The following is a 15,703-nucleotide window of genomic DNA, read 5'->3' as shown; positions in this document are numbered from 1 at the left end:
GTGAATAGACAAAACGCATTTTCAGGAAACATCAGGATATATCATCGTTATTTACCCACCAAAAAAGAGAGGTATTCCCTGACGCCAAAAGATGTATGTCGTCAGAGGAGGGTAGATAAATAACGGCTTGTTCCTTCACCTTATCCGAAATGGCACAGCGTAGCAATTTGCTGTAATAAAATATTCGATACATTTAGCATGATTACGATCTCTGCCGTTCAGGGCATACGCTTCCCTTAATTCACTGACAGTTCGTGTCATCGCTTGCGCATTTATGCGCTATTTTTATAAAACAATATCACCGACAAAAGTGGGGATTTGCGTTATACTCGCTGCCTTTTTCGGCACACTGCCGTCATTTAGCTGGCGTTTTCCAGCGTGTTAACACTTTTGAGGATACCCACATGCAACTTCCACACTGCCCGAAATGCAATTCTGAATACACCTATGAAGACAATGGCATGTTCGTTTGCCCGGAATGCGCCCATGAATGGAACGATGCGGAGCCTGCGCAGGACAGCGATGCGCTGATCGTGAAAGACGCGAATGGCAACCTGCTGGCAGACGGCGACAGCGTTACCGTTGTGAAAGATCTTAAGGTAAAAGGCAGCTCCTCCATGCTGAAGATCGGCACTAAAGTTAAAAATATCCGTCTGGTTGAAGGCGATCATAATATCGACTGCAAAATTGACGGCTTCGGTCCGATGAAACTGAAATCTGAGTTCGTGAAAAAGAACTGATTGTCCCGCCCGGTGACGCTTCGCTTACCGGGCGTTCGGGAACTACACTTAACGGGCTTTTCTTACGTGAGGTAAAGATTATGCCGTTAAGTCCCTACATCTCTTTCGCCGGCAACTGTGCGGAGGCGACGGCCTTCTATCAGCAGGCCGTCGGCGCAGAACTCCTCTACAAAATCACCTTCGGCGAAATGCCCAAAGACGAAAACAGCGAAGAAGGCTGTCCGTCAGGCATGAACTTCCCGGATACCGCCATCGCCCACTCTAATGTCCGCATTGCCGGCAGCGATATCATGATGAGCGATGGTTTGCCACCCGGTAGCAGCACGCAGTACGCCGGATTTACGCTGGTGCTCGACACGCAGGACGTGGATGAAGGCAAACGCTGGTTCGACAACCTCTCTGATGGCGGCAATGTCGAAATGGCCTGGCAGGAGACTTTCTGGGCGCACGGATTCGGGAAAGTCACCGATAAATACGGCGTGCCGTGGATGATTAACGTCGTTAAATCGTAGGCCGCATAAGCGCAGCGCATCCGGCAACAGCGCCCGGTCGCGCTGCGCTGGCCGGGCCTAGGGTGATTGTCATCAAACTCCCCTCAACTCTTCAAACTCCCGCAACCAACACTTAACCTGAATGTCATATTGATGCGCCAGCATGAGGCCACATTTATCGTGAGGCCGGGCACATGCAAACTGTCATTCGCGTCGAGAAACTGAGCAAAACCTTCCATCACAACAAGGCGCTGCATGCCGTTGATCTGACCGTCCAGCAGGGCGAAATGGTGGCGCTGTTGGGGCCGTCTGGTTCAGGTAAATCCACCCTTCTTCGTCACTTGAGCGGCCTGATTACCTGTGACAAAACGCCGGAAAGCCGCGTCGAACTGCTGGGGAACACCGTGCAACATGCGGGGCGTCTGGCGAGCGATATTCGCAAAAGCCGCGCTCAGACGGGCTATATCTTTCAGCAGTTCAACCTGGTGAACCGCCTGACCGTGCTCGAGAACGTGCTGATTGGCGCGCTCGGCAGCACCCCGTTCTGGCGCACCTGCCTGCGCTGGTTCTCCCTATCCCAGAAGCAAGAAGCCTTACAGGCGCTGACCCGCGTCGGCATGGCGCATTTCGCCCACCAGCGCGTCTCCACGCTCTCCGGCGGACAGCAGCAGCGCGTCGCCATTGCCCGCGCCCTGATGCAGAAAGCCAAAATTATCCTGGCCGATGAACCTATCGCCTCGCTGGATCCGGAATCGGCCCGCATCGTGATGGAAACCCTGCGCGACATCAATCAGAACGACAGCATCACCGTAGTGGTGACGCTGCATCAGGTGGATTACGCCCTGCGCTACTGCGAGCGCATCGTCGCCCTGCGTCAGGGACATGTGTTCTTTGATGGCGCAAGCCACCAGTTTGATAACGAACGTTTTGACCATCTCTACCGCAGCGTAAACCGCGTCGAAGAGCGCGCGCAGGCTGCATAACGACCCATAACGAGGAATGGAAATGAGCTATAAAACGGTTGCCGCGCTGGCCTTCACCAGCATGTTCAGCATCAGCACCCTGTTAAGCCCGGCCCACGCCGAGGAGCAGGAAAAAGCACTGAACTTTGGCATCATTTCGACAGAATCACAGCAGAACCTGAAACCCCAGTGGGAACCGTTCCTGAAAGATATGGAAACCAAACTGGGGATCAAAGTGAACGCGTTCTTCGCCCCGGATTACGCGGGCATCATTCAGGGAATGCGCTTCAACAAAGTCGACATCGCCTGGTATGGCAACCTCTCTGCTATGGAAGCGGTAGATCGCGCGAACGGCCAGGTGTTCGCCCAGACCGTTGCGGCAGACGGCTCTCCGGGCTACTGGAGCGTGCTGATCGTTAACAAAGACAGCCCGATCAACAACCTCAACGACATGCTCGCCAAACGCAAAGAGCTGACCTTTGGTAACGGCGACCCGAACTCTACCTCCGGCTTCCTCGTCCCTGGCTACTACGTCTTCGCGAAAAACAACGTCTCCGCCAGCGACTTTAAGCGCACGGTTAACGCCAGCCACGAAACCAATGCCCTGGCCGTGGCGAATAAGCAGGTTGACGTTGCTACCAACAACACTGAAAACCTCGACAAGCTGAAGACCTCCGCGCCGGACAAGCTGAAGGAAATCAAGGTTATCTGGAAATCACCGCTGATTCCGGGCGACCCGATCGTGTGGCGCAAAAACCTCTCCGAGAACACCAAGGACAAGGTCTACGACTTCTTTATGAACTACGGCAAAACGCCGGAAGAGAAAGCGGTTCTGGCACGTCTGGGCTGGGCACCGTTCCGCGCGTCCAGCGATTTGCAGCTGGTGCCGATTCGCCAGCTGGCGCTGTTCAAGCAGATGCAGGGCGTGAAGGACAACAAAGGCCTGAAGGACGAAGAGAAGACCAGCAAAGTGTCGGAAATTCAGGCGCAGCTGGACGATCTTGACCGCCTGACCGCCGCGCTCGGCGCCATGACCAGCGTGAATAAAGCGGTGCAGTAACGCCTTTCTCCCTCTCCCTCAAGGGAGAGGGGACTAAACCCAAAGGAGCCAACATGCAAACCATCACCCTCCCGCCGCCAAAACGCAGCTGGTTCTCGCTCATAAGCTGGGCTGTTCTGCTGGCGGTGCTCGTTATCTCCTGGAAGGGCGCGGAGATGGATCCGCTGCTGCTCTTCAGGGACTCAGGCAACATGGCGACCTTCGCCGCCGACTTCTTCCCACCGGACTTCAGCCAGTGGCAGGACTACCTCGTTGAAATGGCGATCACCCTGCAAATTGCCGTCTGGGGCACCGCCCTCGCCGTGATCCTCTCCATTCCGTTTGGCCTGATGAGCGCCGAAAACATCGTGCCATGGTGGGTTTACCAGCCGATGCGCCGCCTGATGGACGCCTGTCGCGCCATCAACGAAATGGTCTTTGCGATGCTGTTCGTAGTCGCCGTCGGCCTGGGTCCGTTCGCGGGCGTGATGGCGCTGTTCATCCACACCACCGGCGTGCTCTCCAAGCTGCTCTCCGAAGCGGTTGAAGCCATCGAGCCCGGCCCGGTGGAAGGCATCCGGGCAACCGGAGCGAACAAAATCGAAGAGATCCTGTACGGCGTCCTGCCGCAGGTGATGCCGTTGCTCATCTCCTATTCCCTGTACCGCTTCGAGTCCAACGTTCGCTCCGCCACCGTGGTCGGCATGGTGGGCGCAGGCGGCATTGGCGTCACCCTGTGGGAAGCGATTCGTGGTTTCCAGTTCCAGCAAACCTGCGCCCTGATGGTGCTCATCATCGTCACCGTCAGCCTGCTGGATTTCCTCTCTCAACGTTTGCGTAAGCACTTCATCTGAGAAGCGAGGCTTTGATTGGTATGCACTTATCCAGACATCAGACCAGTTACCCCACCCGCTGGCAAGAGATTGCGGCAAAGCTCGAAGTGGAGCTGCGCACGCACTATCGCTGCGGAGACTACCTGCCTGCCGAGCAGCAGCTTGCCGACCGCTACGAAGTGAATCGTCACACCCTGCGTCGTGCCATCGATCAACTGGTGGAGCGCGGCTGGGTCCAGCGTCGTCAGGGCGTCGGCGTGCTGGTGCTGATGCGTCCGTTTGACTACCCGCTCAATGCCCAGGCGCGTTTTAGCCAGAACCTTCTCGATCAGGGCAGCCACCCCACCAGCGAAAAGCTGCTGTCTGTCCTGCGCCCGGCCTCCCGCCACGTGGCGGACGCGCTGGGGATTCAGGAGGGCGACAACGTCGTTCACCTGCGCACGTTGCGCCGGGTGAACGGCGTGGCGGTCTGTCAGATCGACCACTACTTCGCGGACCTCACCCTCTGGCCCGTTCTGCAACATTTCGCCAGCGGTTCCCTGCATGATTTTCTTCAGGACGCGACGGGTATCGTGCTCAAACGCACCCAGACGCGCATCAGCGCCCGCCGCGCGCAGGCGAAAGAGAGCAAGGTGCTGGAGATCCCCAACATGGCCCCGCTGCTCTGCGTGCGCACCCTCAACCACCGTGACGGCGACGTCAACGCAACGGAATACTCCGTCAGCCTGACCCGCGCCGACATGATTGAATTTACCATGGAGCACTGAATGCACTTCGACACCTCCACTCGTCAGCGCTGGATGCGCGTGCTGGCCCACAGCCAGCCTGCTGCGCTGGCTGCCCGCATGAACGCGCTCGGCCTGACGCCGGATTACGACACGATCCGCGCGCCGGAGATCGGCCTGGTGCAGATCCAGGCACGCATGGGCGGCACCGGCGAGCGCTTCTTCGCCGGCGATGCCACCCTCACCCGCGCGGTGATCCGCCTGAAAAGCGGCACGCTGGGCTACGGCTACGTACTTGGCCGCGACAAAACGCACGCCGAGCGCTGCGCAGCGATCGACGCGCTTTTACAGGAACAGCCGCATTTTCAGACGTTAATGGAAACCCTTATTGCCCCGCTGGAAGCTGACCGCGCCGCACGCCTTGCCGCGCGTCAGGCCGAAGTAAATACCAGCCGGGTCGACTTCTTTACGCTCGTTCGCGGAGACAACGCATGACGCTTCAACCTGCTTTTACCCTGGCCGTCCAGGATGCCCAACAGAGTTTCCGTCGACTGCTGAAAGCCATGAGCGAGCCGGGCGTCATTGTCTCGCTGCACCAGCTCTCCCAGGGCTGGCTGCCGCTGAACCTCGCCTCTACCAGCGTGCTGCTGACGCTGGCGGACAACGACACCCCGGTATGGCTATCAGGGGCATTGCTGAACGATATCGCCAGCCAGAACCTGCGCTTTCACACCAACGCGCCGCTGGTCGAGCAGCCCCAGCAGGCGGTCTTCGCCGTGGCCGACGAGCAAATCAGCCATGAACAACTTAATGCCCTGAGCGAAGGCAGCGCCGTCGCACCGGAAACCAGCGCTACGCTGATTTTGCAGGTCTCCAGCCTGAGCGGTGGCCGCATGCTACGCCTGACGGGGGCAGGGATCGCCGACGAGCGGATGGTCGCCCCCCAGCTGCCGGAGTGCATCATTCATGAGCTGACCGAGCGCCCGCATCCGTTCCCGCTCGGTATCGACCTGATCCTGACCTGCGGCGAGCGCCTGCTGGCGATCCCGAGAACCACTCACGTGGAGGTGTGCTGATGTACGTTGCCGTCAAAGGGGGCGAGAAGGCGATCGCCGCCGCCCATGCCTTGCAGGAGCACAGACGCCGGGGGGATGACGCCTTACCCGAGCTGAGCGTCGCCCAGATTGAACAGCAGTTAAACCTGGCCGTCGACCGCGTGATGACCGAAGGCGGCATCGCAGACCGCGAGCTGGCGGCGCTGGCGCTGAAACAGGCCAGCGGCGATAACGTGGAAGCCATTTTCCTGCTGCGCGCTTACCGCACTACGCTTGCGAAGCTGGCGGTAAGCGAGCCGGTGAAAACGGCGGAAATGCGTTTAGAGCGCCGTATTTCTGCGGTGTACAAAGATATTCCTGGCGGCCAGCTGCTTGGTCCGACCTACGACTACACCCATCGCCTGCTGGACTTCACTCTACTGGCGAACGGTGAAACACCGCAGCTCAGCGTCTCTGACGCTGAACAAGACGCCTCCCCGCACGTCTTTAGTCTGCTGGCAAACCAGGGGCTGGCGAAGGCGGAAGAAGACACCGGCAGCACACCGGATGACATCACCCGCACGCCGCCGGTCTATCCCTGTTCGCGCTCGTCCCGCCTGCAACAGCTGATGCGCGGCGATGAAGGGTATCTGCTGGCGCTGGCCTACTCCACGCAGCGCGGCTACGGGCGCAACCACCCGTTCGCGGCAGAGATCCGCAGCGGTTATCTCGATGTCGAAATTGTGCCGGAAGAGCTGGGTTTTGCGGTGAACATCGGCGAACTGCTGATGACCGAGTGCGAAATGGTCAACGGTTTTGTCGCGCCAGAGAATGAAGATCCGCATTTTACCCGCGGCTACGGGCTGGTGTATGGCCTGAGCGAGCGCAAGGCGATGGCGATGGCGCTGGTTGACCGTGCGCTCCAGGCGCCGGACTACGGCGAGCATATTGCAGGCCCGGCACAGGACGAAGAGTTCGTGCTGGCCCACGCGGATAACGTTGAGGCCGCCGGCTTTGTCTCGCACCTCAAGCTGCCGCACTACGTCGATTTCCAGGCCGAACTGGAACTGCTGAAACGCCTGCAACGGGAGCGCGCCAATGGCTAACTTAAGCGGCTACAACTTTGCCTATCTGGACGAGCAAACTAAACGCATGATCCGCCGCGCCATCCTTAAGGCTGTGGCGATCCCCGGCTACCAGGTGCCGTTCGGCGGCCGCGAAATGCCGATGCCCTACGGCTGGGGCACCGGCGGTATTCAGATCACCGCCAGCGTGATCGGCGAAGCGGACGTGCTGAAGGTCATCGACCAGGGGGCAGACGACACCACCAACGCCGTGTCGATCCGCAACTTCTTTAAGCGCGTAACGGGCGTCAACACCACTGAAAAAACCGAAGACGCGACGCTGATCCAGACCCGTCACCGCATTCCGGAGACCCCGCTGACTGAAGATCAGATTTTGATTTTCCAGGTGCCGATCCCGGAGCCACTGCGTTTTATCGAGCCGCGGGAAACCGAAACCCGCACCATGCACGCCCTGGAAGAGTACGGGATCATGCAGGTCAAACTGTATGAGGACATCGCCCGCTTCGGCCATATCGCCACCACCTACGCCTATCCGGTGAAGGTGAACGGCCGCTACGTGATGGACCCGTCGCCGATCCCGAAATTCGATAACCCGAAGATGGACATGATGCCCGCCCTGCAACTTTTTGGTGCCGGACGGGAAAAACGCATCTACGCCGTACCGCCGTACACCCGTGTGGAGAGCCTGGATTTTGACGATCACCCGTTTACGGTGCAGGAGTGGGACGAGCCGTGCGCCATCTGCGGTTCGAAGCATAGCTATCTGGATGAAGTGGTGCTGGACGACACGGGCAAACGGATGTTTGTCTGCTCCGACACCGATTACTGCCGCCAACAGAGCGAGGCGAACAGCCAATGAAACCGCTGCTTTCGGTTAATAACCTGACTCACCTTTATGCGCCGGGCAAAGGCTTTAGCGACGTGTCGTTTGAGCTGTGGCCGGGCGAAGTGCTGGGCATTGTCGGCGAGTCCGGCTCCGGTAAAACCACCCTGCTGAAGTCCATCTCCGCGCGCCTGACGCCGCAGAATGGCGACATTTTGTATGAGGGCGTGTCGCTGTATGGCATGAGCGAAGCCGAGCGCCGCCGCCTGCTGCGCACCGAGTGGGGCGTGGTGCACCAGCACCCGATGGATGGCCTGCGCCGCCAGGTCTCGGCGGGGGGCAACATCGGCGAACGGCTGATGGCCACCGGCGCGCGCCACTACGGCAACATCCGCGCCACGGCGCAGCACTGGCTGGAAGAGGTTGAAATCCCCGCCTCGCGCATCGACGACCTGCCGACAACCTTCTCCGGCGGCATGCAGCAGCGTTTACAGATTGCCCGCAATCTCGTCACCCATCCGAAGCTGGTGTTTATGGATGAACCGACCGGTGGGCTGGACGTCTCCGTGCAGGCGCGCCTGCTGGATCTGCTGCGCGGCCTGGTGGTGGAGCTGAACCTGGCGGTAGTGATTGTCACCCACGATTTAGGCGTTGCGCGCCTGCTGGCGGACCGCCTGCTGGTGATGAAGCAGGGTCAGGTGGTGGAAAGTGGGCTGACCGATCGGGTGCTCGACGATCCCCATCATCCGTACACCCAACTGCTGGTGTCCTCGGTATTACAGAATTAAGAGGCCAACATGATCCACGTTGAAAATGTCAGTAAAACCTTTGTGCTCCACCAGCAAAACGGTGTCCGCCTGCCGGTACTGCAAAATGCCTCATTAGAGGTCAGCAACGGCGAATGCGTGGTGCTGCATGGCCATTCCGGCAGCGGAAAATCCACCCTGCTGCGCTCCCTGTACGCCAATTATCTGCCGGACGAAGGCCATATCCATATCCGCCATAACAATGAATGGGTTGATCTGGTCCAGGCTCCCGCGCGCAAAGTGCTGGAAGTACGCCGCTCGACGATCGGCTGGGTCAGCCAGTTCCTGCGGGTGATCCCGCGGATCTCCGCCCTGGACGTGGTCATGCAGCCTCTGCTGGATCTCGGCGTGCCGCGCGAAACCTGCGCCGCTAAAGCCGCCAGCCTGCTGACGCGTCTCAACGTACCGGAGCGTCTGTGGCACCTCGCCCCGTCGACCTTTTCCGGCGGCGAGCAGCAGCGCGTCAACATCGCCCGCGGCTTTATCGTCGATTACCCGATTTTACTCCTGGATGAACCCACCGCCTCGCTCGACAGTAAAAACAGCGCAGCGGTGATAGAACTGATCGAACAGGCCAAAGCGCGCGGCGCGGCGATCGTCGGGATCTTCCACGACGACGCCGTACGCCATCGCGTGGCGGACAGACTGCACCCGATGGGGACAAACGTATGATTATCAATAATGTCAGGCTGGTGCTGGAAAATGAGGTCGTGAACGGCTCGGTTGAGGTGCGGGACGGTGTCATCCGCGCCTTTGCCGAAACCCAGAGCCGCTCACCGGACGCGATGGACGGCGAAGGCGGCTGGCTGCTACCGGGGCTGATTGAGCTGCATACCGATAATCTCGATAAATTCTTCACCCCGCGCCCGAAGGTGGACTGGCCTGCGCATTCAGCGATGAGCAGCCACGACGCGCTGATGGTCGCCAGCGGCATCACCACGGTGCTGGACGCGGTGGCGATCGGCGACGTGCGCGACGGCGGCGATCGCCTGGAGAACCTGGAGAAGATGATCAACGCCGTGGAGGAGACGCAAAAGCGCGGCCTCAACCGCGCCGAGCACCGCCTGCACCTGCGCTGCGAGCTGCCGCACCACACCACCCTGCCGCTGTTTGAGAAGCTGGTGGGCCGCGAGCCGGTCTCGCTGGTTTCCCTGATGGATCACTCGCCGGGACAGCGCCAGTTCGCCAACATTGAAAAGTATCGCGAATACTATCAGGGCAAATATTCTCTCAGCGACGCGGAGATGGCCCGTTACGAAGAAGAGCAGCTGGCGCTGGCGGCCCAGTGGTCGCAGCCGAATCGCCTCTCCATTGCCGCTATGTGCCGGGACCGTAATATTGCCCTGGCCAGCCATGATGACGCCACGCACGATCACGTGCGCGAATCCCACCAGCTTGGGAGCGTGATCGCCGAATTTCCCACAACGTTCGAGGCGGCAGAAGCATCACGTAAGCATGGCATGAACGTCCTGATGGGCGCGCCGAACATCGTACGCGGCGGGTCGCACTCCGGCAACGTGGCGGCAAGCAAGCTCGCCTCGCTCGGCCTGCTGGATATCCTCTCCTCTGACTATTACCCCGCCAGCCTGCTGGACGCGGCGTTCCGGGTGGCGGACGATGAGGGCAACAGCTTCACGCTGCCACAGGCGATTCGCCTGGTGACAAAAAACCCGGCCAGCGCGCTCAACCTTCACGATCGCGGTGAGATTGCCGAAGGCAAACGGGCAGACCTGGTGCTGGCGCACCGCAAGGGCGAGCACGTTCATATCGACCACGTCTGGCGTCAGGGAAAAAGGGTGTTCTGATGGGAAGACTCATCTGGTTAATGGGCCCGTCCGGCTCCGGGAAGGACAGCCTGCTGTCGGCGTTACGGCAGCGGGAACATTCACAGCTGCTGGTAGCGCACCGCTACATTACCCGCGCGGCAAACGCCGGGAGTGAAAACCATATCGCCCTGAGCGAGCAGGAGTTTTTTACCCGCGCCGGGCAAAACCTGCTGGCGCTGAGCTGGCATGCCAACGGTTACTACTATGGCGTCGGCATCGAGATCGACCTCTGGCTGCACGCGGGCTTTGACGTGCTGGTCAACGGCTCGCGGGCGCATCTCCCGCAGGCTCGCGCCCGGTACGAAGCGGCGCTGCTCCCGGTCTGTTTGCAGGTTTCCCCGGACGTTCTGCGTAGCCGGCTGCAAAAGCGGGGGCGCGAAAACGCGCGCGAGATCGACCAGCGGCTGGAACGGGCGGCGCGTTACACCCCGTCGGGTTGCCATCTCCTCAATAACGACGGAAGTTTGCTACAGTCAGTCGAGACCTTTCTATCGCTTATTCGCCAGAAGGAGAAACAGCATGCCTGACTGCCAGCTTCGCCCCGCCACCGCCGACGATGCGCCGATCGTTTACGCGCTGATCTGCGAACTTAAGCAGGCCGAGTTCGATCATCAGGCGTTTCACGCCGGGTATCTGGCCAACTTGCAGGATCACAATATGCGCTACCAGCTGGCCGAGCTGGACGGGCAGATCATCGGGATGATCGGCCTGCATATGCAGTTTCACCTGCACCACGCCCGCTGGATCGGCGAGATCCAGGAACTGGTGGTGATGCCGCAGGCGCGCGGATTAAAAGTGGGCAGCCAGCTGCTGGCCTGGGCAGAGGACGTCGCACGGCAGGCAGGCGCCGAGCTGACCGAGCTTTCCACCAGCGTGAAGCGCGTGGACGCGCACCGTTTTTATGTTCGTGAAGGGTATACGCAAAGCCATTTCCGCTTCACCAAACCGCTGTAGAGGTGCGTTATGAGTCTGACGATCACGCTGACAGGAACCGGAGGGGCGCAGCTGGTGCCGGTGTTTGGCTGCGACTGCGCGGCGTGCCGACGGGCGCGTTTACAGGAAAATTATCGCCGTCGCCCCTGTAGCGCGGCGGTGAAATTCAACGATGCGGTCACCTTGCTGGACGCGGGTATTCCACACCTGATGGACGACTGGCCTGCGGGCAGCTTCCAGCAGTTTTTGCTTACCCATTATCATATGGATCACGTTCAGGGGCTTTTCCCTCTGCGCTGGGGCGTAGGCGCCACCATTCCCGTCTACGGTCCGCCAGACGAGGCAGGCTGTGACGATCTGTTCAAACATCCGGGCATCCTGGATTTCAGCCACACGGTGGAGCCATTTGTGACGTTTGAACTTCAGGGCTTGCGGGTCACGCCGCTGCCGCTCAACCATTCAAAACTCACGTTTGGCTATCTGCTGGAGTCCGCCCACAGCCGCGTGGCGTGGCTTTCTGATACCGCCGGACTGCCGGATAAAACGGTGACGTTTCTGCTAAACAATCAGCCGCAGGCGATGATTATCGACTGTAGCCATGAACCGCGCCCGGAGACGCCGCGCAACCATTGTGATTTGAATACGGTGATTGCGCTGAACGAGGTGATTGGCTGTCCGCAGGTGATCCTGACGCATATCAGCCATCAGTTTGACGTGTGGATGATGGATAACCCGCTGCCGTCCGGCATTGAAGCGGGGTATGACGGGATGGTGATGGTGCTGGATTAGGTTTTCTCCCTCTCCCGTGGGAGAGGGTTGGGGTGAGGGCAACAGGCCGCACTTAGCCGCGATCGTAATCGTCTTCCAACCTGCGCTCGTCCTCTTCTAACCGACGCCTGTCGTCGTCCAACTGACGCTGACGCTCGTCTAAACGGCGGCGTCTGTCTTCGAGCTGCCGACGACGATCGTCGTACTGTCGGCTGTCGATTTGACGGCTGCGGTCGTAACGATCGTCGTCATCGTCATTACGGCTGCTGCTGGGGTTGTAGGCATCGTTGATCGCCTGCTGAATATTGCCAATGGCATCATCAATCACATCGGCATGCGCCAGTTGGCTGGTTAAAGTCAGCAGACCCCATAGCAGGGCGGTAGAGTAACGTTTCATAAGGCCAGACTCGCAGGTGAACTGGCCTTAAGGTAATGACTGGCTACTGGCCGGTGTAGCGGAGGAATCTCAAATTCTGTTGTTAACAGTACTTATCAGGCCTCAGGCATCTCCATTGAGCGGATCACAAAAAAGTCCTGCGAAATACCTGCGCCTTTGTCTACCGTTTGCAGGTCGTGTACAAACCATGCGTACATTTCTGACGGTGCCGTATCTATGGGAAACGGCTGGGGTTTACCGAGGTTCGCCGCATGGAAATAGTCCAGAAATCGCTTCGCACGCCACAGCGCGGATCCATACACGTTCGGAACGATATCCCGGCGTCTGTCCATAGGGTTCTGTTCCATACTGTTTCGCATTCTTATAGCCGCATTCTTTACGTAATCAAGCCATCCCCAGTTTTGCTGTAGTACAGCAAGTTCATTCGCGTACTGCCCGGCGGTCTCCTTCGCTTCCTGCGTAATGCCTGCAAACCCTGCCGATGCGCCAGCTGAGGCCAGCGTATCACCGCGCTGCTTTTCGTATTTCAGGCATTCCGTGCGGTACTGATAGTACTGACGACCCAGCCAGTCGATATAGCTGTCCAGATGCCGGTTCTGGCAAGCGGTATTTAATGAGGTAAAGGGCAGCGCGCTCTGGTACGCCTTCGCCCATTGCAGGACGGACTGGTTTTTAACGTTGTCCTGGACGATGAAATAGCTGGCTACGGTTTCGGAGTAAGATTTCAAACTTTGAAAATCAGGGAAAGGCACACCCGCCATGGTCGCCTCGCGGTACATCCTGTGCAGCGCCACGCGGCAGAGTTCCGCACTGGGTTTCTGTTCGTCCGGTTTCAGACCTCCGCCAACATCCTCCGCGCAGCCGGGACTGAGTTCTTCCTTGTGCGCCGGGTTATTGCCGGTACGGTACAGGCAGCGCCAGACGCGGGTTTCATGGGCGGCAACGAGATGCAGGCTTTTCTTTACCGCCTTAGGCAGTGGGGTGTCCTGGTCGATGGACTTATCCCCCAGCAATACGCTGATGCCTTTTATCGGCCCGCCAAACGCAGAGATAAAGTAATCCACACCGTTGTTGTTGCTGGCCGATGTGCGTCGCGAGCAGTCAAACAGGCCTGTGAAGACGATATCAACGGGTATGCCCTGATAGTTGTATTTATCCCCCTCTTTCTTACAGATGTCTTTTAGCAGACTGTCGAGAAATTTACGTGCCAAGGTAGCACCGAGATCGAAGCCGAACAGTGAAACAGAGATAAGCTTGATGGGAACCGGGCTTTTTTTAACGGCTTCTTTGTATCCTTCTTCAAACGATATTTTTGTCGATGCAATACGGGTATCAGCACCCGTTACCAGCATATCGGCTATCACAGGGTTATCACGGAGCCAGGAAGTTGCTTCGATGACACTTTTTTTGGCAGCCTTTTTTGCCGTATCGGAGGCCAGTTTTTTCCATTCCGTAGGGTTAAGAAGTTTCTTTCCCTGGTTTTTTAAAACCTCGTACCAGTTGTTGCCCTTTATGGAATCCATGCCCGCGTCTTTGGCCATTTCACCGGGCTGTCCTTTTAACTCATCCTTTATGCTGCCCAGGCCACTGTCCATGATGGTGTGAAGCTTTTCAACGACAGTTTCATTAAAAGGAGTGCCCAGTCCTGAAATGTAGAATTTAGAGTAGTACTCTTTATTTGATTTTTGTGCATCATCTGGAAATGCTCGAAACAAACGAGCAATGTTGCTGAGACGATGCTCCGGCGCATCCTGTTCGATATTTCGATGAATTCCATCAAAAAAGAACCCCACATGCCATACCCGTGAACAGTTCCCTAAACCAGCATCTTCCGCCTGCTGAGCCCGGTTTGCTGCCGCAATAAGGCTTTCAATATCCATATCTTATTTTCCTTTTTTTAATTCTGCGGTTTGGTCTTTGATATCGTGAGAATCAGGATGATTAAATCCGGTACTCCACCATAACCGAACATTATCTTCAGGCAGAAAATAGACATGAAGATAGTTTTCACCCCACTGGCGACCAGGCATAGGCATTACCGTGCGGCGTGTTTCTAATCTCATACCTTTAAGGTATTGCTCGTGAGTTATATCTAGTGTCCAGATCACCTCGGCCTTATCCCCGCTGATGCTGCCGCAGCAGGTGGCACCGCCCCCGCCATGAGCAAATGCATTCGAACCTGCCACCCCGTTTACGCTAAACCCCAGAACAGGTCTGTCGAGCTCACTGTGAATAATCAGCGTCACCGGCCCCGATGGAGGTCCCCAGACAGCCGCCCATACCGACCAGCCAAGATAAATCACCACCGGCAGTAACAATGCCCCCCAGATCCCTTTTCCCCAGCGGGCATAACCCCGGTTAACCGCACCGTCTATTTTCTTATACGTCCTGAAGAATCCCATTCTGTATTTTCATCCCTGAGATTGCGCATGTTTGAATAACACATATTCCAGCGATACTTTTCCCTGAACCACTTTTTCGAGTGCAGCCTGAATATCATCTGACTCCAGGTTCTTTTTTCCGCCATTAAGATGATAAAGAGCATAAAGTTTTTGCTCTGTACCCGCTTTCATTTTCGCCTCTCTGGCCTTATTCAGTGCTTTTATAACCATGTCACGTTGAGCACAGGCGGGAAAATGCTGGCTGGATGGCATTTTCTGCCACGCGGCTAACACTACGGTGACAACAGGTTTATCCGTGATGTGTTGCCATTCTTCATGATTTAGCCGTATGGCACTGTCTCTGGCATTGATTACTGTTGAAGCGGGAATGTGCATCTGCTGCCATTCGTTTTCACCAGGTGCCCACCACTGAGAAATCTCCCTGAATAATAGGCTATGCCACTCACGTTCTTTCAGGCCCGCCAGCAGACGAATGACATCATGCATATAAAAACGCACTAAAGTCGCTGCTCCTTCCGGAGAAATCATTGTGCAGGCCGCAGAAAGCTGAACGGCTAACGCCCCTGCGGATCGTGAAGAGGCGATAACAGCAGTTAACCCCGGCGTTGAGGTAATACGGGCCGTTAACTCCTCTTTATCCCTTATTGCAAACAACCAGGGACCATAATCTCTGGCTTCGGTAAGTTGTGGATGAAGATACAACGAATACATAACTGCTGCGTTTTCGTTATAAAAAGCCTGAAAAGATTCTGTTGTTTGCGCCCCACCTTCCAGTAACAGAAATAAATGTGCGTTTTTCGATTCCGGTAACGCCTGGATCATATTTGTGGCATTCATTT

At 57.5% G+C, this 15,703-nt stretch carries 20 protein-coding genes; 16 read left to right on the top strand and 4 right to left on the bottom strand.

Features of this window, described 5'->3' with window-relative positions:
* Nucleotides 1–404 precede the first annotated feature (404 nt).
* From O1724_RS02230 to phnP, 16 genes are all read left to right on the top strand, one after another.
* On the top strand, nt 405–740 hold the full coding sequence (locus tag O1724_RS02230) for a zinc ribbon domain-containing protein YjdM (RefSeq protein ID WP_003860206.1): 336 nt from the start codon (nt 405–407) through the stop codon (nt 738–740).
* An 80-nt stretch (nt 741–820) separates the two neighbouring features.
* Nucleotides 821–1,252: a VOC family metalloprotein YjdN gene (gene yjdN, locus O1724_RS02225; protein WP_003860208.1), complete on the top strand. Its 432-nt coding sequence runs from the start codon at nt 821–823 to the stop codon at nt 1,250–1,252.
* 173 nt (nt 1,253–1,425) lie between these two features.
* Nucleotides 1,426–2,214, top strand: a complete 789-nt coding sequence (gene phnC, locus O1724_RS02220; protein WP_126297443.1) for a phosphonate ABC transporter ATP-binding protein — start codon at nt 1,426–1,428, stop codon at nt 2,212–2,214.
* A 22-nt stretch (nt 2,215–2,236) separates the two neighbouring features.
* Complete coding sequence (gene phnD, locus O1724_RS02215; RefSeq protein WP_003860211.1) at nt 2,237–3,253, top strand: phosphonate ABC transporter substrate-binding protein; 1,017 nt, start codon at nt 2,237–2,239, stop codon at nt 3,251–3,253.
* 53 nt (nt 3,254–3,306) lie between these two features.
* Nucleotides 3,307–4,086 (top strand): phosphonate ABC transporter, permease protein PhnE, encoded by a 780-nt coding sequence (gene phnE / locus O1724_RS02210; protein WP_126297444.1) that lies wholly within the window; start codon nt 3,307–3,309, stop codon nt 4,084–4,086.
* A 20-nt stretch (nt 4,087–4,106) separates the two neighbouring features.
* Complete coding sequence (gene phnF, locus O1724_RS02205) at nt 4,107–4,832, top strand: phosphonate metabolism transcriptional regulator PhnF (RefSeq protein ID WP_126297445.1); 726 nt, start codon at nt 4,107–4,109, stop codon at nt 4,830–4,832.
* Nucleotides 4,833–5,285: a phosphonate C-P lyase system protein PhnG gene (gene phnG / locus O1724_RS02200; RefSeq protein ID WP_003860217.1), complete on the top strand. Its 453-nt coding sequence runs from the start codon at nt 4,833–4,835 to the stop codon at nt 5,283–5,285.
* A complete protein-coding gene (phnH, locus tag O1724_RS02195; RefSeq protein ID WP_003860219.1) occupies nt 5,282–5,866 on the top strand; it encodes a phosphonate C-P lyase system protein PhnH in 585 nt (194 codons plus the stop codon). Before phnG ends, phnH begins: the two co-directional genes overlap by 4 nt.
* Nucleotides 5,866–6,930 (top strand): carbon-phosphorus lyase complex subunit, encoded by a 1,065-nt coding sequence (locus O1724_RS02190; RefSeq protein ID WP_032608262.1) that lies wholly within the window; start codon nt 5,866–5,868, stop codon nt 6,928–6,930. The genes phnH and O1724_RS02190 overlap by 1 nt, the downstream gene beginning before the upstream one ends.
* On the top strand, nt 6,923–7,768 hold the full coding sequence (phnJ, locus tag O1724_RS02185) for an alpha-D-ribose 1-methylphosphonate 5-phosphate C-P-lyase PhnJ (RefSeq protein ID WP_006810438.1): 846 nt from the start codon (nt 6,923–6,925) through the stop codon (nt 7,766–7,768). Before O1724_RS02190 ends, phnJ begins: the two co-directional genes overlap by 8 nt.
* Nucleotides 7,765–8,520, top strand: a complete 756-nt coding sequence (gene phnK, locus O1724_RS02180; RefSeq protein ID WP_003860225.1) for a phosphonate C-P lyase system protein PhnK — start codon at nt 7,765–7,767, stop codon at nt 8,518–8,520. The genes phnJ and phnK overlap by 4 nt, the downstream gene beginning before the upstream one ends.
* A gap of 9 nt (nt 8,521–8,529) precedes the next feature.
* Nucleotides 8,530–9,210 carry a phosphonate C-P lyase system protein PhnL gene (gene phnL / locus O1724_RS02175; protein ID WP_003860227.1) on the top strand — a complete coding sequence of 227 codons (681 nt, stop codon included), beginning with the start codon at nt 8,530–8,532 and terminating at the stop codon, nt 9,208–9,210.
* Nucleotides 9,207–10,343: an alpha-D-ribose 1-methylphosphonate 5-triphosphate diphosphatase gene (phnM, locus tag O1724_RS02170; RefSeq protein ID WP_003860229.1), complete on the top strand. Its 1,137-nt coding sequence runs from the start codon at nt 9,207–9,209 to the stop codon at nt 10,341–10,343. The genes phnL and phnM overlap by 4 nt, the downstream gene beginning before the upstream one ends.
* Entirely contained in the window at nt 10,340–10,891 is a 552-nt protein-coding gene (gene phnN, locus O1724_RS02165; protein WP_086531977.1) for a ribose 1,5-bisphosphokinase, read from the top strand. Before phnM ends, phnN begins: the two co-directional genes overlap by 4 nt.
* Nucleotides 10,884–11,318 (top strand): aminoalkylphosphonate N-acetyltransferase, encoded by a 435-nt coding sequence (phnO, locus tag O1724_RS02160; protein ID WP_015570217.1) that lies wholly within the window; start codon nt 10,884–10,886, stop codon nt 11,316–11,318. Before phnN ends, phnO begins: the two co-directional genes overlap by 8 nt.
* A gap of 9 nt (nt 11,319–11,327) precedes the next feature.
* Nucleotides 11,328–12,086, top strand: a complete 759-nt coding sequence (gene phnP, locus O1724_RS02155) for a phosphonate metabolism protein PhnP (protein ID WP_045350753.1) — start codon at nt 11,328–11,330, stop codon at nt 12,084–12,086.
* A 52-nt stretch (nt 12,087–12,138) separates the two neighbouring features.
* On the opposite strand, the gene yjdP is transcribed toward phnP, so the two are convergent.
* The 4 genes from yjdP to O1724_RS02135 form a co-directional block, all read right to left on the bottom strand.
* Nucleotides 12,139–12,462: a DDRRRQL repeat protein YjdP gene (gene yjdP / locus O1724_RS02150; RefSeq protein ID WP_126297446.1), complete on the bottom strand. Its 324-nt coding sequence runs from the start codon at nt 12,460–12,462 to the stop codon at nt 12,139–12,141.
* Nucleotides 12,463–12,557: 95 nt separating this feature from the next.
* Nucleotides 12,558–14,342 (bottom strand): DUF2235 domain-containing protein, encoded by a 1,785-nt coding sequence (locus tag O1724_RS02145; RefSeq protein WP_061856755.1) that lies wholly within the window; start codon nt 14,340–14,342, stop codon nt 12,558–12,560.
* A 3-nt stretch (nt 14,343–14,345) separates the two neighbouring features.
* The gene (locus O1724_RS02140) at nt 14,346–14,864 is read right to left on the bottom strand and encodes a DUF3304 domain-containing protein (protein ID WP_061856756.1); all 519 of its coding nucleotides are present in this window, start codon (nt 14,862–14,864) and stop codon (nt 14,346–14,348) included.
* Nucleotides 14,865–14,873: 9 nt separating this feature from the next.
* On the bottom strand, nt 14,874–15,701 hold the full coding sequence (locus tag O1724_RS02135; RefSeq protein WP_126297447.1) for a DUF4123 domain-containing protein: 828 nt from the start codon (nt 15,699–15,701) through the stop codon (nt 14,874–14,876).
* Nucleotides 15,702–15,703 lie beyond the last annotated feature (2 nt).

The organism is Enterobacter cloacae complex sp. HYC074_NIDB (assembly GCF_056673345.1).
Note: the sequence above shows the minus strand (reverse complement) of the source record. Positions and strands in the feature narration are given on the sequence as shown.